Source organism: Bacteroides sp. AM32-11AC, from assembly GCF_003603515.1.
In the GTDB taxonomy this organism is placed as follows: domain Bacteria; phylum Bacteroidota; class Bacteroidia; order Bacteroidales; family Bacteroidaceae; genus Bacteroides; species Bacteroides uniformis.
Genome location: NZ_QTNH01000013.1, coordinates 13,480 through 33,403 on the forward strand (window position 1 = coordinate 13,480; position 19,924 = coordinate 33,403).

At 48.8% G+C, this 19,924-nt stretch carries 12 protein-coding genes; 10 read left to right on the plus strand and 2 right to left on the minus strand.

What is annotated here, in order from left to right; all coding sequences use genetic code 11:
* The first annotated feature begins 24 nt into the window (after positions 1-24).
* From fabG to DW800_RS14570, 3 genes are all read left to right on the plus strand, one after another.
* A complete protein-coding gene (gene fabG, locus DW800_RS14560) occupies positions 25-771 on the plus strand; it encodes a 3-oxoacyl-[acyl-carrier-protein] reductase (protein WP_005828602.1) in 747 nt (248 codons plus the stop codon).
* Positions 772-863: 92 nt separating this feature from the next.
* On the plus strand, positions 864-1,535 hold the full coding sequence (locus DW800_RS14565) for an RluA family pseudouridine synthase (RefSeq protein ID WP_005828600.1): 672 nt from the start codon (positions 864-866) through the stop codon (positions 1,533-1,535).
* A gap of 10 nt (positions 1,536-1,545) precedes the next feature.
* Entirely contained in the window at positions 1,546-4,083 is a 2,538-nt protein-coding gene (locus DW800_RS14570; protein WP_057256648.1) for a prolyl oligopeptidase family serine peptidase, read from the plus strand.
* A 94-nt stretch (positions 4,084-4,177) separates the two neighbouring features.
* Here the strand turns inward: DW800_RS14570 and DW800_RS14575 are convergent, their stop codons facing one another.
* Complete coding sequence (locus tag DW800_RS14575; RefSeq protein WP_005828596.1) at positions 4,178-4,360, minus strand: hypothetical protein; 183 nt, start codon at positions 4,358-4,360, stop codon at positions 4,178-4,180.
* A gap of 222 nt (positions 4,361-4,582) precedes the next feature.
* Positions 4,583-6,010 carry a sigma-54-dependent transcriptional regulator gene (locus DW800_RS14580; protein ID WP_008665943.1) on the minus strand — a complete coding sequence of 476 codons (1,428 nt, stop codon included), beginning with the start codon at positions 6,008-6,010 and terminating at the stop codon, positions 4,583-4,585.
* 93 nt (positions 6,011-6,103) lie between these two features.
* Here DW800_RS14580 and DW800_RS14585 point away from each other — a divergent pair, with 93 nt between their 5' ends.
* The 7 genes from DW800_RS14585 to DW800_RS14615 all read left to right on the plus strand — a co-directional run bounded on the left by DW800_RS14585 (position 6,104) and on the right by DW800_RS14615 (position 19,909).
* Entirely contained in the window at positions 6,104-6,943 is an 840-nt protein-coding gene (locus DW800_RS14585) for a peptidylprolyl isomerase (protein ID WP_009037268.1), read from the plus strand.
* 24 nt (positions 6,944-6,967) lie between these two features.
* On the plus strand, positions 6,968-8,206 hold the full coding sequence (locus DW800_RS14590) for a M16 family metallopeptidase (protein WP_005828590.1): 1,239 nt from the start codon (positions 6,968-6,970) through the stop codon (positions 8,204-8,206).
* Between the two features lies 1 nt (position 8,207).
* Positions 8,208-9,551 carry an MATE family efflux transporter gene (locus DW800_RS14595; protein ID WP_044467904.1) on the plus strand — a complete coding sequence of 448 codons (1,344 nt, stop codon included), beginning with the start codon at positions 8,208-8,210 and terminating at the stop codon, positions 9,549-9,551.
* Positions 9,552-9,555: 4 nt separating this feature from the next.
* Entirely contained in the window at positions 9,556-11,850 is a 2,295-nt protein-coding gene (locus DW800_RS14600; RefSeq protein ID WP_005828587.1) for a hybrid sensor histidine kinase/response regulator, read from the plus strand.
* A gap of 107 nt (positions 11,851-11,957) precedes the next feature.
* Complete coding sequence (locus DW800_RS14605; protein WP_117703576.1) at positions 11,958-16,508, plus strand: translocation/assembly module TamB domain-containing protein; 4,551 nt, start codon at positions 11,958-11,960, stop codon at positions 16,506-16,508.
* 9 nt (positions 16,509-16,517) lie between these two features.
* Positions 16,518-18,872, plus strand: a complete 2,355-nt coding sequence (locus DW800_RS14610) for a BamA/TamA family outer membrane protein (RefSeq protein ID WP_009037264.1) — start codon at positions 16,518-16,520, stop codon at positions 18,870-18,872.
* A gap of 125 nt (positions 18,873-18,997) precedes the next feature.
* Positions 18,998-19,909 carry an NDP-sugar synthase gene (locus DW800_RS14615; protein WP_005834919.1) on the plus strand — a complete coding sequence of 304 codons (912 nt, stop codon included), beginning with the start codon at positions 18,998-19,000 and terminating at the stop codon, positions 19,907-19,909.
* Positions 19,910-19,924: the final 15 nt, after the last annotated feature.

Here is a 19,924-nt window from a genome sequence, read left to right on the forward strand (position 1 = left end):
TTTTATAAATAATTTTTAAATAATATGGGATTATTAGATGGAAAAACAGCCATTGTGACAGGTGCTGCACGCGGCATCGGCAAGGCTATCGCTTTGAAGTTCGCTCAAGAAGGAGCAAACATCGCATTCACTGACTTGGTGATTGATGAAAATGCCGAGGCTACGGCAAAAGAATTGGAAGCTTTGGGAGTAAAGGCAAAAGCTTATGCCTCCAATGCAGCAAACTTTGAAGACACTGCCAATGTAGTGGCAGAAATCCATAAGGACTTTGGACGTATTGATATTCTGGTAAACAATGCCGGTATTACACGTGACGGTCTGATGATGCGTATGAGCGAACAGCAATGGGATATGGTTATCAATGTCAACCTGAAATCGGCATTTAACTTTATCCATGCCTGCACACCCATCATGATGCGCCAGAAGGCGGGTAGCATTATCAATATGGCATCTGTGGTAGGTGTTCACGGCAATGCCGGCCAGGCCAACTATTCTGCTTCCAAAGCCGGTATGATTGCTTTGGCCAAGTCTATCGCTCAGGAGCTGGGTTCTCGTGGAATCCGTGCCAATGCCATTGCTCCGGGCTTCATCATGACAGCCATGACCGACGCCTTGTCTGAAGAGGTGAAGGCTGAATGGTGCAAGAAGATTCCTTTGCGTCGTGGCGGCACACCCGAAGACGTGGCAAATATCGCTACTTTCCTGGCTTCTGATATGTCTTCTTATGTATCTGGTCAGGTTATTCAGGTAGATGGTGGGATGAATATGTAATTTAATGATTAATGATTAGTGATTAATGTTTAATGAGAAGTTGGGTGTTAGTCATTAATCATTAATCACTAATCATTAAACATTAACAACCGATGACTGTCGTATACGAAGACAATCATATCATTATAGTCAACAAGACCGCTTCCGAGATAGTTCAGGGAGACAAAACGGGTGATACACCGCTTTCGGAAACTGTAAAGCAGTACCTGAAAGAGAAGTACAGCAAGCCTGGAAATGTCTTTATCGGTGTCGCTCACCGGCTGGACCGCCCCGTGAGCGGTCTTGTTGTTTTTGCCAAGACCAGTAAGGCACTGTCGCGTCTGAACGAGATGTTCAAGAATAGCGAGGTGAAGAAGACTTACTGGGCAGTAGTGAAGAACTTGCCCCGCGAGGAAGAGGGGGAATTGGTGAACTATCTGGTGCGAAATGAGAAACAGAACAAGAGTTATGCATACGACAAGGAGGTGCCGGGCAGCAAGAAAGCGATTTTGCATTACCGGCTCATCGGGCGGTCGCAGAACTATTATCTGTTGGAAATAGATTTGAAAACCGGACGCCATCACCAGATACGTTGTCAGTTGGCAAAGATGGGCTGTCCCATCAAGGGAGATTTGAAGTATGGTTCGCCCCGCTCCAATCCCGACGGCAGCATCTGTCTGCATGCGCGGTATATCCGTTTTGTGCATCCGGTGTCCAAAGAACTGATAGAAGTGGAGGCGCCCGTTCCTCCCGGAAATTTATGGAATGGTTTTGAAACGATTTAATCTTACAGTAATGAAGAAAATCACAGTTTTGTCGGGTTTGCTGCTCCTTGCGGGATTGGCTGCCCAAGCTCAGGAAAGAGTTGCTGAGTATAACGTGCGTCCGGCCGTTACGGTGCGCACTCCCCTCCAGGGCGATAGTATCAACTTCAAGGGAGACAAGTTTACTACCGGCAATCTTCTGAAGACGAAGGTCAGTCTCGACTTCGACGGAGGTCGGTACGAACGTATGGTTGCTGATACGGCTGGATATGTAACTGTGGCAAAGGCGGACAAGGACAATCTGTTCTATCTGTTTGCTACCAATCTGCGTGCGGAGCGTTTCATGAAGGGCAAGCTGAATGTATATTCTCCTGCCCGTTTTGAGGTGTTTGTAAACGGTGAATCCAAGCAAGTCAAGGAGACAGCGGAGGACAGCTTGTCGCAGGTCCGTCCTACGGCTGTCAGTTTGCGTATGGACCCCGAAGCGGATTATGAGATTGTCATCAAGTTGCTTTCAAGCGCGGACGACAAGATGCAGCCGATGCTGAAATGCGAATTTGAAAAGGAAAAGGACTTTGCCGATGTAGCCTGCCGGATGGCACCGGACATGAAGAGACGTTTCTCTTTGTTCAACACCAATTTCGGCTCCCGAGCGAGCAGGGTTTCTCTTTCGCCCAACGGCAAGTATCTGCTGACCCGCTATTCGGACAATTACGACGTGAAGCGTTCCAGGACCCGTTGTGAGCTGACCGAGGTAAAGACCGGCCGGGTGATATTGCCCAATGCCAATGAAAAGATGAACTGGATGCCCAACAGCAACAAGCTCTATTATACGGTTATGGGCGAGGAGCAGAATGACCTGGTTGTGTTCGATCCTGCCACGATGCGTGAGGAAGTGCTGCTGAAGAATGTTCCCGAAGGATATTTCAGCTGGTCTCCTACAGAAGACTATCTTATTTATATGCTCACGGACGAGGGCGAAAAGGTGAGTGGCCCGTTGAAACGTCTCTTGCATCCGGACGACCGTATCCCCAATTCTCGTGACCGCTATTATCTCATGAAATACGATGTGGCGACGGGCCTTTCCGAGCGTCTGACCTACGGTAGTCACAACGTCTATCTGAATGATATTTCCCCGGATGGCAAGAAACTGTTGTGCAGCACTTCCAAGTCGGACATCACTCGATGCCCTTTCTCCCTCTCTTCTCTTTTCGAGATTGATTTGGCCACCTTGCAGGCAGATACGCTGGTCGCCTGGGATGCTTATCTGGGAAGTGCTTCTTACTCTCCGGATGGGAAGCAGCTTCTGGTGACGGGCAGTCCGTCTGCTTTCGGAGGCATTGGCAAGAATTGCGGTGAACATCCCATAGCCAATGACTTTGATACCCAAGCATTCATTATGGATTTGGCTACAAAGAAAGTGCAGGCTATCACGCGCGATTTCAATCCTACAGTGTCTCCCGTGCAGTGGAACCGTGTGAACGGATGTATCTATTTCGATACGACTGATGGGGATTGCAGGCATATATACCGTTATGTTCCGAAGACGGGCGGCTTTGAAATGCTTCCGCTTGAAGAAGATGTGATTACTTCCTTCACGCTGGCCAATGACAATCCGGTTGTGGCTGCCTATGTGGGTGGAGGAAACACCAGTACGGGCGTAGCCTATACGTACGACACGAAGAAAAAAGTTTCTACCCTGCTTGCCAACCCCATGAAGCCCGTCCTCGACAAGATTGAGCTGGGACAGATGGAAGAGTGGAACTTTACAGCTTCGGACGGTACGGAGATAAAGGGAATGATTTGCCTTCCGCCGTCTTTCGACCCGAACAAGAAGTATCCGCTTATCGTGTACTATTATGGAGGAACGACTCCTACGACTCGCGGTATAACTTCCCCGTACTGTGCACAGTTGTTTGCGTCACGTGACTATGTGGTTTATGTTATCCAGCCCAGTGGTGCCATCGGGTACGGCCAGGAGTTCTCTGCACGCCATGTCAATGCATGGGGTGAGCGTACGGCCGATGAGATCATTGAAGGTACGAAGAAATTCTGTGCAGCCCATCCGTTTGTCAACGATAAACGTATCGGATGCCTGGGTGCCTCTTATGGAGGATTCATGACGATGTATCTGCAGACTAAGACGGACATGTTTGCTGCCGCTGCCTCGCATGCTGGCATCAGCAATGTAACGAGCTATTGGGGCGAGGGTTATTGGGGATATTCCTATAACTCTGTTGCGGCAGCCGATAGCTATCCTTGGAATAATCCCGATTTGTTTACGAAGCATGGAGCATTGTTCAATGCGGACAAGATTAATACCCCTCTGTTGTTGCTGCATGGCACGGTAGATACAAACGTGCCTATCGGTGAAAGTATCCAGTTGTATAATGCGCTGAAGATATTGGGCAAGCCGGTGGAATTTATTACCGTGGACGGTGAAAACCATTTTGTACTTGATTATGCAAAACGTGAATTGTGGCACAATTCAATTATGGCTTGGTTTGCCCGCTGGCTGCAGGATAGTCCGGCATGGTGGAATGACCTTTATCCGGAAAGACATTGGTGATTTCTTAGTTGATAATTGTCAACTATCAATTTAAAAAGCCGTTTCCCAGAATAGACAAGGAGGAAACGGCTTTTTTGTTGTAGTGTGCTTACTGTTATTGGGCCACTTTTGCTGTGTCTTGGACGTTCTCGGCTTTCTGCAAAGTATCCGTTACCACAGTGTCGTTAGACAAGGTTGTTGTCTTACTCGGCTGTTCTACCGGAGCCTTAGCTTGAGCCAAGAACGTTCCGCCACAAACAAACATAAACAGGGCTGCTACTAATACTAATTTTTTCATAATTCATTTGCTTTTAGGTTGGTATATCTTATTGTTAAGTCTAAGTGCTTGCTTGTTGTAGCGCTTGTTGCTTACGTCTAATATAGGTCAAATGGTGTGCCAGAAAGAGTGTGTGTTGGATAATGTTCTGATAGTTAGTGATATATGTTTCTATGCAAAGTGTGGCATAGTGTGGAAAAGTGTGGAATGTGTGGAGGGGAGTGTGGAATAATTCCACACCTTTTAGTCGGATATGTTATAAAGCTTCAACTTGTTGTACAGCGTTTTGCGGTCAATGCCCAACAGTTGTGCAGCGCGGCTCTTGTTGTTTCCCGTCTGCCGCAAGGCTTCGATGATTTGATGCTTCTCTGCCTCCTCATTGCGGAGAGGGATACCGATGATGGCCGGTGCGGGTTCTTTCAGTTCATTCAGTTCGTTGATAGTAATGAATTTGCCTTGTGCCAGCAAGGTTGCACGGCGTACCATATTTTTCATTTGGCGTAGATTGCCGGGCCAGGGATATTCCAATAGGGCGCGGGATGCCTTGTCATCAAAGCCGGTCAGTTGCTTGTCCATTTCGCGGTTGGCCTGGTCCAGAAAGAAATTGGCAAAGAGCAGGATGTCTTCACGGCGGTCTTTGAGTTGCGGCATGCGTAGGGTGAATTCATTGATACGGTGATATAAATCTTCACGGAACGCCCCTTTTTCGATGGCTTGCTCCAGATTTTCGTTGGTGGCGGATACCAGACGTATGTCCACGCTTATCTCTTTGTTTGAACCTACCGGACGTATCTTGCGCTCTTGCAAAGCACGCAGCAACTGTATTTGCACTTCATAGCTCAGATTACCTATCTCATCCAGGAAGATGGTACCGCCGTTGGCTTCGACGAAAGCGCCCGTTTTGTCGGTCAGTGCGCCGGTAAAGGCGCCCTTTATGTGCCCGAAGAACTCCGAAGCGGCCAATTCTTTGGGAATAGAACCGCAATCGATGGCTACAAACGGCTGGTCGGCACGCTTGCTGAGCTGGTGGATGCGGTGAGCTACGTATTCTTTGCCCGTTCCGCTGGCACCATTGATGAGTACAGACATATTGGTAGGTGAAACCAGTTTCACATAATTGTAGAGTTGTTTGGCTGCGTCGCTCTCTCCCTCAAGGAAGTCGGAGGAGGACAATGAGCCTTCTGCACCCTTCAGAGGCTGATTTTTCATCTTGTCGGAATGCATCGTCTGTTTGGGTGAAACGGATGGTCTGTTTGGGGTAAACGCATCATCTGTTCGGGACGAATGCATCATCTGTTTCAAAGCGGAGGATGATGCATTCAAGGCTTCGCCTATTTTTTTCAGTAATTCGTCCGGGTTCACAGGCTTGGCAATGTAATCGCAGGCTCCCAGTTTCATGGTTTGGACGGCCGACTGTATGTCAGCGTATCCTGTCATGATGATAAGCGGTATTTGCAGGCCGTGTTCGCCCAGCCATTTCAATAAGTCAATGCCATCCTTGTCGGGCAGGCGCAGGTCAGACAATATCAAATCTACGGTTTCCGACTCAATATGTTTTTGAGCACGGGCAATGTTGCTGGCAGAGGTTACTTGGAAACCTTTTTTGCCGAGCCATGTTTTTAGCATCATGCCGTAAGTAATATCATCTTCTACAATTAATATGGATGTCATTGCTTTAGCCTTTTATCTCTTTTATGTAGGCAAAGGTAAGTGCTTTTGTCTGATTTTAGTATATTTGCAAACTTAAATTAAATAAAAAACAAAATGAAAAGAAATCTTATTGTATTATTAACTATACTGGTTTGCGGTCTGACTGCTTGCAAGCCGGGACAAAAGAAAGAGGAAGATATGGAAAAAGAAACGAAGCTGAAGATTGAAACAAGTGCGGGTGACATCACCGTGAAACTGTATAATGAAACCCCGAAACATCGTGATAACTTTATCAAGCTGGTGGAAGACGGCACGTATGAAGGTACGCTGTTCCACCGTGTCATCAAGGACTTTATGATACAAGCAGGTGACCCGGAATCGAAGAAGGCTCCGAAAGGCAAGATGCTGGGGGCAGGCGACGTGGGTTATACCGTTCCTGCCGAATTTGTTTATCCGAAGTATTTTCACAAAAAAGGTGCTTTGTCGGCTGCACGCCAGGGTGATGAGGTGAACCCTGACAAGGCATCATCCGGCTGCCAGTTCTACATTGTGACCGGAAAAGTGTATAATGACTCTACCTTGCTGGGGATGGAACAGCAGATGAATCAGATGCGCTTGAACAATGCTTTCAACGCGTTGGCGCAGAAACACATGAAGGAAATCTACAAGATGCGCAAGAATAATGACCAGGACGGTCTGATGGATTTGCAAGATTCCTTGATTGCGCAGGCAGAGGCTCAGGTTGCCAAGGAACCGGAGTTCAAGTTTACCCCCGAGCAGGTGAAGGCTTATACTACCGTGGGCGGTACTCCACATTTGGACGGTGCATATACCGTGTTCGGTGAAGTGCTGGAAGGTATGGATATTGTTGATAAAATACAGAAGGTCAAGACTGACCGTAACGACCGGCCCGAAGAGGATGTGGTTATTAAAAAAGTGACAGTGATAGATTGATGATAGATTCTGTCATTCCATTTTATGAAGATAAACAAAAAGATATTTGACAACGGTCTGCGGTTGGTGCACAATGAGGACACCAGCACGCAGATGGTTGCCTTGAATATTGTTTATGATGTGGGTGCCCGTGACGAACATCCCGAGCATACGGGTTTTGCCCATCTGTTCGAGCATCTGATGTTCGGAGGTTCGGTGCATATTCCTGATTATGACGCTCCTTTGCAATTGGCAGGCGGGGAGAATAATGCATGGACCAATAATGATATTACCAATTACTACCTGACGGTTCCAAAATCGAATGTGGAGATCGGCTTCTGGCTGGAGTCCGACCGCATGCTGGAACTGGCATTCAGTGAGCAAAGTCTTGAAGTGCAGCGTGCGGTGGTGATGGAGGAATTCAAGCAACGTTGCTTGAACCAGCCGTATGGTGATGTGGGACATCTGCTTCGTCCTTTGGCTTATCAAACGCATCCTTATCGCTGGCCTACTATCGGGAAAGACCTCTCTCACATTGCCAATGCCACGCTGGACGAGGTAAAGGAATTCTTTTTTCGTTTTTATGCACCTAATAATGCAGTGCTGGCCGTTACCGGAAATATTTCGTGGGAAGAAACGGTTAGGCTGACAGAAAAATGGTTTGCTCCCATTCCCCGTAGGAATGTGCCCGTAAGGCAATTACCGCAAGAAGTTGTACAGACGGCGGAACGCCGGCAGACGGTGGAACGGAATGTTCCTCTGGATGCTTTGTTCATGGCTTATCACATGTGCAGCCGTGAGGATGCCGATTATTATGCCTTCGATATTCTGTCGGATATTCTGAGCAATGGACGTTCCAGTCGCTTGACCCGCAGGCTGGTGCAGGAGCAGAAGCTCTTTTCCAGTCTCGATGCCTATATCTCTGGTACACGGGATGCCGGACTGCTGCATATCAGTGGAAAACCATCTGCAGGCGTATCTTTGGAGCAAGCCGAGGCTGCTGTCCGGAAAGAGTTGGAAGAGTTGAAATCCGGGTTTGTTGGAGAACAAGAATTGGAGAAAGTAAAGAACAAGTTTGAGTCTACACAGATATTCGGCAACATCAATTATCTGAATGTTGCCACGAATCTTGCCTGGTTTGAACTGACCGGACAGGCGGAAGACATAGACCGTGAAGTGGACAATTACCGCTCTGTGACGGCAGAACAGCTTCATAGGGTCGCCCAACAGACCTTCCGCGATGAAAACGGGATTGTGCTTTATTACCAAAAAGAAAACCTTTAGTATGAAAAATTTATTTGATACGTATAAGCAGCACTACAAAGCATTGCTTCTCCTGGGGCTGCCCATTGTGGTGGGGCAGTTGGGAGTCATTGTGCTTGGTTTTGCCGATACGCTGATGATTGGGCATCACAGCACGGAGGAACTGGGTGCCGCTTCTTTCGTAAACAATCTGTTTACTCTTTGCATTATTTTCAGTACGGGCTTCAGCTACGGGCTGACACCGGTTGTAGGGGGCTTCTACGGTAACCGCCGCTTTGCCGAGGCAGGGCAGGCGTTGCGGTGTAGCCTGGTTGCCAATGTGCTGGTGGCTTTGTTGCTGACTCTTGTCATGGCTGTTCTCTATTTCAATGTGGAGCGGCTGGGACAGCCCGGAGAATTGTTGCCTCTAATCAAGCCTTACTATCTGGTGTTGCTTGCTTCACTGGTCTTTGTCATGCTGTTCAACGGTTTCAAACAGTTTACGGACGGCATCACCGATACCAAGACGGCCATGTGGATTCTGCTCGGAGGGAATGCGCTTAACATCGTAGGAAACTATATACTTATCAATGGAAAGCTGGGCTTTCCGGAGATGGGACTGCTTGGTGCGGGTATCAGCACCTTGTTCTCCCGCATTGTGATGGTGGTGGTCTTTGCGGCGATTGTGCTTCGCGGCCGCCGGTTTATCCGTTACAGGCTCGGCTTCATGCGGCTGGGGTGGTCGATGCCGATGTTCAAGAAGCTCAATGCACTGGGCTGGCCCGTGGGTATGCAGATGGGTATGGAGACCGCTTCCTTCAGTCTGAGCGTCGTCATGGTGGGCTGGCTGGGGACACTTGCCCTAGCATCGCATCAGATAATGCTTACTATCTCTCAGTTCACCTTCATGATGTATTATGGCATGGGCGCTGCGGTTGCCGTGCGTGTCAGCAACTTCAAGGGGCAGGGAGACGGGCAGAATGTGCGCCGCTCGGCGTATGCCGGCCTTCACATCATCCTGTGTATGGAGGTGGTGTTGCTGGGTATCGTCTTTGCGCTTCGCGGTCAGGTAGGGGGATGGTTTACGGACAATGCGGAAGTGTCCGGCATGGTTGCCGCTCTCTTCTTCCCGTTCTTGGTTTACCAGTTCGGCGATGGGTTGCAGATTAACTTTGCCAATGCCCTGCGCGGCATCTCGGATGTGAAACCGATGATGATTATTGCATTTATATCCTATTTTATTATATCTTTGCCCGTAGGGTACCTTTGCGGTTTCGTTTTCGGTTGGGGGCTGACGGGAGTCTGGATGGCTTTCCCGTTCGGACTGACCAGTGCGGGAGTGATGCTGTGGTTGAGGTTCCGTAAACAGACCGGGGAAAGGATTTGATAGTATGAATAATGTCTCCAAAGTAAAGATTGCCGTAGGCTACACTTTGTTGCTGGCGGTATTGTTTTTTTCCTTGTTTTTCGTACACCGGGAAATGGAGAACCTTATTCTTACTGATGACCGCGATGTACAATGGACAGACAGCGTGCTTGCTTTGATACGCGAGAAGGATACCAATACGATAAAAATGCTGCGCACGCTGAGTGAGGCGAATGACAGCATGGTATCCACCAGTGACATTGAGCAGATAATTGCCCAGCAGGACTCGGTAGTGACCCAGCAGCGTGTGCAGCACCGTATCATTACACATCGGGATACCGTCGTGACACGCCCTCGGAAGAAGGGGTTTTTCCGTCGTTTGGGTGAAGTGTTTGTCCCCCCAAAGAAAGATACGGCTATCCAGGTAAAGACCTCCCTTGAATTTGCAACGGATACGGTGATTGAACCCTATAATCCGGCCGATTCTTTGCATGAGAAACTGCGTGCCGTGGCCCAGCAGAAAAAAGCTGTAAACACTGTTATACAGCGACGTAAACGCTATCTGCAACGCTTGGACCATATGCTGACCGCTCGTATTGACAGCTTGCTGAAAGATTACGAGACGGAAACTCTGCTGCGTGCACGGACGGAAGCCGAGTATCAACAAGCGGTCCGACGCCGTTCGGCCAAGATTATCAGTGGCATTGCCGTAGGTGCGGTGTTGCTTTCCGCTTTTTTTCTTATTATCATCGGCCGCGACATAACCCGAAGCAACCGTTACCGTCGTGAGTTGGAAGAGGCCCGTCGTCGTGCCGAGGATTTACTCGCTGTCCGTGAAAAACTGATGCTTGCCATTACCCATGATTTCAAAGCCCCGCTCGGTTCTATTATGGGCTATGCCGACTTGCTTTCCCGTCTGACGGTGGATGAGCGTCAGCGGTTCTATCTGGACAATATGAAAACCTCATCGGAACATCTGCTGAAGCTGGTCGTTGATTTGCTCGACTTCCATCGTCTTGATTTGAACAAGGCCGAAATCAACCGGGTCACCTTTCATCCTTCCCGCCTGCTTGAAGAGATACACGTCAGTTTTGAACCACTTACGGCTGCCAAAGGACTGGCGCTTCATTGCGACATTGCCCCGGAGCTGGGCGGTACCTATATTTGCGACCCCTTGCGTCTGCGCCAGATTATCAACAATTTGCTGTCCAATGCCGTGAAGTTTACGGACCAAGGCAGTGTTACCATGACTGCCCGTTACGAGGACCGTCGACTGGTAGTTGCCATTGCTGATACCGGTAAAGGTATGGAACCTGCCGACCGGGAACGTATCTTCCAGGAGTTTACCCGCTTACCGGGTGCTCAGGGTAAAGAGGGGTTTGGACTCGGACTTTCCATTGTCCGTATGCTGGTACAGTTGCTTGAAGGCACGATTGATGTAGACAGTGTGCCAGGCAAGGGAAGCACTTTCACCATATATATTCCTATCTATCCCGTAAGGAGTGAAGGACGGAGAATGAAGGATGAAGAATCGGGATGTGCTGCCACGCCGAATGGCAATTCTTCATTCCCCGTTCCTCATTCTTCACTGAAGAATGTCCTCCTTATCGATGATGACCGTATTCAGCTTACCCTTACTGCCGCCATGCTTCAGCAGAGTGGTATAAATTCTGTCTCTTGTTTACAACTGGATGAACTGCTGGATGCCTTGCGCACTGCAACCTTTGATGTTCTGCTTACTGATGTGCAGATGCCTGCTATTAATGGTTTTGATTTACTGAAACTGCTTCGTGCTTCGAACATACCGCAGGCACAGTCTGTTCCGGTGATTGCTGTCACTGCCCGCAGTGACATGCAGCGTGAGGAATTTACGGTGCATGGATTTGCCGGATGCCTGCATAAGCCGTTTACCGTCAGTGAATTGCTACATGAATTGAATATGGAGGACAAAGGGATGGAGGTTATGGAAGTTTCGGAAACTTCGGCTTGCCCGGGGTATAAATTCTCTTCGCTCACTGCTTTTTCGGTCGATGACCCCGAGGCGGCAAAGTCCATTCTGGAAAGTTTTGTGGCTGAAACCCGCCTCAATGCGGAGCGTTTGCAGAAGGCTGTGGAGAATGAGGATGTGGATGAGATGGCTGCTGTCTCCCACAAAATGATTCCCCTCTTTACTTTAATTGGAGCAGCGGAACTGGTTGCATTGCTGAAACTGTTGGAAACTTCTCATGGAGTGCCTTTTACCGGAGAGTTGAAAGAACACGCCCTTGCCGCCCTCGTTTTGATAGAGGATGTCATTACTCAGGCAACAGCTTTTCCGTAATGGGGGAACAGAGAAGAATACGTGATTTTTCTCTGTCGGGAACCAAATGTCGAAAGAAATTGTTTACTTTGTAGGACTTTTAAATACGATGAAAGATTGACGTTCCGATGAGAAGAAAATGGTTGAGAACAGCACTGTGGGTGTTGCTTACTCCTATTATACTGTTTATAATATTGATGATATTGCTTTATGTGCCTCCCGTACAGAATTTGATACGGAAGCAGGCTACGGCAATTGCATCAGGTGCTACGGGTATGGACATATCCGTGGAGCGGATTGACCTTCGCTTTCCTTTGAATTTGTTGGTCCGCGGTGTATTGGTGGTACAGCCTGCCGACAGTGCTGTTGATGTGCAGCATCCCGATACCTTGCTGAATCTTGGAAGTTTGAACGTACGGGTACAGGCATGGCCTTTACTCAAAGGGAAAGTGGAGGTGGATGACATTACCTTGAAACAAGTTGCTGTCAACTCCTCCAATTTAATGGAAGGTATGTGCATCAAAGGAGTACTGGGGCATTTCTTTTTCGAAAGCCATGGCATAGACCTTACAAAAGAAGATGCCATCCTCAATAATATAGAATTGAGCGATACCCATGTGCAGGTGATGCTTGCAGATACCACTGAGACTCCCAAGGACACTACTGACACTGCGTTAAACTGGAAAGTCACACTCCATACTCTGAAGTTGAAGAACGTCTCGGTCGATTTACAGATGCCATTGGACTCCATGGGGCTGAAAGCCCATATAGGAGATGCTGAGATTGCGGACGCTGCTGCCGACCTGAAACACCAGTTCTATGGCTGGAGAAAATTCCTGCTGACTGGAACTTCTGTCAATTATGATACCGGTGGCCCGGGGAGTGCGATAGGCTTCGACCCCTCGCACATTGCTCTTCGCGACATTCGCCTGGGCATTGATTCTGTGATGTACTACGGCAGAGATATGAATGCCGTTATCCGGGAATTTTCCATGTATGAGCGTTCCGGTTTGAGTGTAACTTCCCTGACCGGGCGGTTGTTTGCCGATTCTACCGTTATCCGTATCCCTTCTTTGAAGTTGCTGACACCTCATAGTGAGATGAACCTTACGGCACAGACTTACTGGGAACTGATAAATATACCTACCACCGGCCGTCTGACAGCCCGTTTCAATGCCCGTATCGGCAAACAGGATGTACTGCTTTTTGCCGGTGGCTTGCCGGAAGCTTTCAAGGAAGCCTATCCGTTCCGTCCGTTGGTGATTCATGCCGGTACGGAAGGAAACCTGAAGCAGATGCAGATTTCCCGTTTTACGGCTGAGCTGCCCGGAGCCTTTTCGTTGAGTGGGGGAGGAGAATTCTGGAGCTTGACCGACAGTGTGAAACGTAATGGAAGCATGGACTTCGAAATGCATACGCAGAACTTGAACTTCCTGACCGGACTAGCTGACATTGCTCCCGATGGCTCCATCATTGTGCCGGACAGTATGCACCTTGCGGCACGTCTCGGTATGGAGGGGGCGCAGTGCACTGCCGCCCTGAAACTGAAGGAGAAGGAAGGCGCCTTGAATTTGGACGCCGCCTATAATCTTGCTACGGAAGCCTACCATGCCGACCTTGCCATCAACAACTTGCAGGTGCATCACTTCCTGCCCAAGGACTCTATCTATACTTTTACGGCAAAGATGTCCGCTAAGGGGCAAGGGGTGGATGTGGCATCACGAAAAACTGTGGCCGCTTTGAATGCCTCCTTGGAAAAACTACAGTATGGCCATTGGGACATTTCCGGTGTAGATGTGCATGCCGGACTCAAGTCATCCGTTGCTACCGTCCGTCTTGCCAGCGATAATGTCCTTCTCAAGATGCAGGGAAATGCGGATATGCGTCTTGACCGCAGCTATCTGGATGGCGCTTTGGATTTAAATGTGGAAGAGGTGAATCTGCATAAGCTGGGTTTGGTGCCCCGACCATTGAAACACCCGTTTGCCTTTACAATGGGAGCGGAGGCACGTCATGATTCTCTCAAGTTGAGGCTTGATGCCGGTGACTTGAATCTGCGTTTCCGCGCTCACAGCACGTTGAAGAAGTTGATGGAACAGTCGGATAAATTTGTCTCTATCCTGACAAAGCAGATTGATGAACGGCGTTTGGACCATGCCGCTTTGCGCCAAGTCCTTCCTTCAGCGGGCATGCATCTGGAAGCCGGTAACCAGAATCCCGTCAGCTATTTCCTGGCTGCAAAGGGTATTTCCTATAATGATTTCAAACTGAGCTTCGGATTTACTCCGCAAGTCGGCATCAATGGACGTACAGCTGTTCACGGATTGCGCATGGACTCCTTGCAGCTCGATACGATATTTTTTACAGTGAAGCAGGATACTGCCCGCATGAAGTTGCAAGGTGGTGTCATAAACGGTCCTAAGAACCCGCAGTTTGTGTTCCGTAGCACACTGACGGGTGAAGTCCGTAATGAAGATGCGGAACTGACTGTGGATTATGTGAATGGAAAAGGGCAGACCGGTGTTCTATTCGGTATTAATGCCCGTCCGTTGACCGAAGGACACGGTCGCGGTAATGGTGTGCTGCTGAACCTTATTCCTGCCGAGCCGATTATCGCTTTCCGTAAATTCCACTTTGCGGACAATAGTAACTGGATTTATCTGCATAAGAATATGCGCGTCTATGCCAATATTGATATGGACAGCGACGATGGTCTGTGTTTCCGTATGCAATCCGACAAGAATGATACCCTTTCCTTGCAGAATATAAACGTAGAACTGAGCCGATTGCGCTTGGATGAACTTACGGAGGTACTTCCTTATATGCCCCGGCTTACGGGATTGTTCTCTGCCGAAGCAAATTATATACAGACTGCCACTTCCCTGCAGGTGTCTGCCGAAGCCAATGTAGAGAAACTGACCTACGAACGCCAACCGGTTGGAGACATCGGCCTGGGGGCTACCTGGTTGCCGGGCGACAAGAATACGCACTATCTGAATACCTATTTTACATATGATAATGAAGAAGTGATGACCGCCGACGGTATCTTGACGCAGAAGACCGGAAAGGATACCCTGGAAGTGTCCACCCGTTTCGAGCATTTTCCATTGAAGATGGCCAATGCATTCATCCCTGACCAAACGGTGGCCTTTACCGGAGATATTGATGGAGGGCTTTATATTTATGGTTCGCTGGACAAGCCTCAAATGCATGGTGATATTGTTTTGGACAGTGTGTCTGTCTATGCACGCCAGGCGGGAGCACGTTACTGGTTCGACAACCGTCCGGTACAGATAAAGGACAATCAGTTGATATTTGATAAGTTTGCCATTTATACCACCAGCAAGAATCCGTTTACGATTGACGGTAAGGTTGATTTCCGGAATATGGAGCGTCCTACTGCCAACCTCAATCTGCTGGCAGAGAACTATACGTTGCTGGATGCACCGCGTACCCGCGAAAGTCTGGTGTATGGAAAGGTGTTCGTCGACTTGCATGCCACGGTGAAGGGGCCGCTTGACGGGCTCACGATGCGTGGAAACATGAATTTGCTGGGCAATACCAACGTAACCTACGTGTTGACCGATTCCCCTTTAACGGTGGAAGACCGTCTCAGTGGGCTGGTTACCTTTACCTCGTTCACCGATACGACGTCGGTAAAAGCAGATGAGGTTCCTGCCATGTCTTTGGGAGGATTGGAAATGTATATGTCCGTCCATATTGACGATGCTGTCCGTCTTCGTGCTGACTTGAGTCCCGACCGCAGCAAATACATCGAACTGGAAGGTGGCGGTGATTTGAATATGCAGTATACTCCCCAAGGGGATATGAGCCTTACCGGACGCTATACCCTTTCGGGTGGCGTCATGAAATATTCGCTGCCTATCATCCCGTTGAAGGAGTTCCAGTTCAATCCCGGCAGTTATGTGGATTGGCGGGGGAATATTATGAATCCTACGCTGAGCCTAAAGGCTACGGAACGTATGCGTGCTTCTGTGGCCGATGGTGACGGGGACGGTTCGCGCATGGTGAACTTCGATGTTTCCATTTCCATCAAGAACAGGCTTGACGCTCCCGATTTGATATTCGATATTTCGGCGCCCGAAGATGCCGCAGTAGAGAATGAGCTGCAGGCAATGGGTGCAGAAGAGCGTAGCAAGCAGGCCATTGCCATGCTTGCCACGGGTATTTACTTGAACAGTGGTGCCAAAGGAGGAGGTTTGTCAATGGGAGCTGCCTTGAACTCAGTGCTTCAGAGCCAGATAAACTCCTTGGCGGGAGGTATAAAAGGTGCTAATATCAGTGTAGGTGTGGAAGACCGTACCTCTGCTGAAACGGGTGACACGCAGAAAGACTTCAGTTTTCGTTATTCCCAGCGTTTCTTCAACGACCGCGTACAGATAGTCATCGGTGGAAAAGTGTCCACCGGGGCCAATGCCACGAACGATGCGGAATCATTCATTGACAATATATCGCTGGAATACCGTCTTGATGCGTCGGGTACTCGATATGTCCGTGTATTCCATAATAAAAACTACGAAAGCATACTCGACGGTGAGATAACCGAAACGGGTGTCGGCCTTGTGCTGCGCCGGAAGATGGACCGATTGAGTGAACTCTTCATCTTCAGGAAGAAAAAGATAAAACCGGAGGCTGAAAATAGCGATATGAAAAAGTAGGAATGTGATATGAAACGACTGATATTATATATTGCAGGATTGATATTTCTGGCAGGTTGCTCCACCACGAAGCACTTGCCCGAGGGGGAGATACTCTATACCGGCCAAAAGCCGATGATTGTATTGAACCGCAGTGAAACGTCTGTTGGTGAGATTGCTATGGAAGAGGTGGAAGCCGCCCTTGCTACGGCACCGAACAATTCGTTGCTGGGAAGCTCTACTATCCGCTATCCCTTTCCTTTCGGACTGTGGATTTACAATGGTTTCCAGAAGTATGAGAAGGGATTCGGAAAGTGGATATTCAATAAATTTGCCGCCACTCCGGTGCTTATGTCTACGGTGAATCCCGATATACGCCAGAAGGCGGCGGTTAACTTGCTGCGCGATTATGGCTATTTCAACGGAAGCGTCAGCTACAAGACATTTATCGACCCGAAGGACTCGCTGAAGGCAAAGTTGCAATATACGGTGAACATGCGTAACCCCTACTTTATAGATACGGTATATTATCGTGGTTTCAGCGAGCGTACCACTCGCATTATGGAGCTGGGACGCCGACGTTCCCTTATCAGTTCGGGAGAACAATTCAATGTGGCTGATTTGGATGGGGAGCGTACCCGTATCAGTACCCTGCTGCGTAATGTGGGCTGTTATTATTTCCGTCCCGACTACCTGACCTATCAGGCCGATACCATGATGGTTCCCAATGGGCATGTCCAGATGCGCTTGATTCCCGTTCCCGGTATGCCAAAGGTAGCCGAGAAGCAGTTCCGTGTGGGGCGTAAATCCGTCTATCTTCTTGGAAAGCAGGGGCAGGAACCCAATGACAGCATGGATTACAAAGGCTTGACCATACATTACTACAACAAACCTCCGGTACGTCCCAACATGCTTTACCGTTGGTTGAACTATCAAGGTTATCGGCGGAAACGTCAGATACAGGACAGCGCAGGTATTGCCCGCCAGCGTTCTATGCAGAGTTTGTATAGTTTGTACCGTCAGACCCGTATTCAGGAGCGTCTGGCAAGCGTCGGTATTTTCCGTTATGCGGAGATGCAGTATATACCGCGTGATACGGCGTTTGTGTCTGATACATTGGATGTGAGGGTCATTGCCGCGCTCGATAAACCCTACGATGCGGAGTTGGATTTTAATGTCACCATGAAGAGCAATAACCAGACGGGACCGGGTGCCGCTTTTACGGTGACGAAGAACAATGTCTTCGGTGGCGGTGAAAGCTGGAATGTGAAGTTGAACGGTTCGTACGAATGGCAGACGGGCAAGGCAAGTTCTTCCTTGATGAACAGTTATGAACTGGGTATCTCCACTTCGCTTATCTTTCCGCGCGTGGTGTTTCCTAGGATGGGCGACCGTGAGTATGACTTCCCGGCTACAACGACTTTCCGTTTATATGCCGACCAGATGAACCGTGCCAAGTATTATAAGCTGTTGGCTTTTGGCGGTAATGTCACTTATGACTTCCAGCCCAAATCGACTTCCAGGCACAGTATAACTCCTTTCCGGTTGACATTCAATGTACTGCGCAATCCTACTGCCGCTTTCGATACGTTGCGTGCCGAGAATCCGGCACTCTACGTTAGTTTGCGCGACCAGTTCATTCCTGCCATGGAGTACACCTATACTTATGACAACGCTTCCGTGCGCGGCAAGCGTAACCCCATCTGGTGGCAGACCACCGTTGCGTCGGCCGGTAACCTGACTTCTGCCGTCTACCGTATTTTCGGCAAGCCGTTCAGTGAGGAAGGAAAGAAGCTTTTCGGGGTACCTTTTGCACAGTTCCTGAAGCTGAACTCGGAATTCAGGTACCATTACCGGATAGACAAGAATCAGATGATAGCCTCGCGTATTGCCGGAGGGGTGATATGGTCGTATGGCAACGCTACGACCGCACCTTATACGGAACAGTTCTATATCGGCGGTGCCAACAGTGTGCGCGCCTTTTCTGCACGCAGTATAGGTCCGGGCGGCTATCCTCCCGAGACGGATAGGAAATATACCTATATCAACCACGTGGGTGATATTCGCATAGAAGCCAATATCGAGTATCGCTTCCGTATGATTGCCGACTTGCATGGAGCGGTGTTTCTGGATGCCGGCAATGTATGGCTGATGCGTAAGGACGAAAATCGCCCGAACGGTGAGTTCACCTTGAAGAATTTCCCGAAACAGATTGCTTTGGGTACGGGATTCGGCTTACGCTATGACCTGGACTTCCTTGTTTTCCGTCTGGATTTGGGTATCGGGCTTCACGACCCGTATGATACCGGAAAGTCGGGATATTACAATATTCCTAAGTTCAAGGATAGTATGGCACTGCATTTTGCCATCGGTTATCCGTTCTAAATGTACGTTTTTGAACGGATAGTGGTAAAGAATGAACTAAAACTCCCTTCTGTCAGCCATAAATTTTTGTACATTTGCAACCGTTATCAACTGTGATACACTAACCTTTTTAAATAATAACTAATATGAAACCAACTTTATTCTTATTGGCAGCCGGTATGGGCAGCCGTTATGGTGGCTTGAAACAATTGGACGGATTGGGACCGAATGGCGAAACTATCATGGATTATTCTATTTACGATGCCATCAATGCCGGTTTTGGCAAGCTCGTTTTCGTAATCCGTAAAGATTTTGAACAGGACTTCCGCGACAAGATTATTTCCAAATACGAAGGCCATATTCCCTGCGAACTGGTATTCCAGTCCATAGATGACCTTCCTGAAGGCTTCACCTGCCCCGAAGGCCGTACCAAACCTTGGGGAACCAACCATGCTGTAATGATGGGTGCCGATGTAATAAAGGAACCGTTTGCTGTTATCAATTGCGACGATTTCTACGGTCGTGACTCCTTCCAGGTAATGGGCAAATTCCTTGCAGCCCTTCCCGAAGGCTCCAAAAACGTATATTCCATGGTAGGCTTCCGCATCGGCAATACGTTGAGCGAGAGCGGTACCGTATCCCGTGGATTGTGTGGAACGGATGCGAACAACCTGCTGACTTCCGTAGTGGAACGTACCAAGATTCAGCGCATGGACGGTGAGGTGAAGTACATCGACGATAACGGTGAATGGACTGCCACTCCCGAGACGACTCCGGTCAGCATGAACTTCTGGGGTTTCACTCCCGATTATTTTGCTTACAGTGCAGAGTTTTTCAAGAGTTTCTTGAGCGACCCGAAGAATATGGAGAACCTGAAAAGCGAATTCTTCATCCCGCTGATGGTGGATAAGCTGATTAACGATGGCACTGCTACCTGCGAAGTGCTTGATACAACCAGCAAGTGGTTCGGTGTGACTTATCCCGAAGACCGTCAGAGTGTAGTCGACAAGATTCAGGCTTTGGTGGATGCGGGCGAGTATCCTGCGAAGCTGTTCTGAGTTTGTTAACCAAAG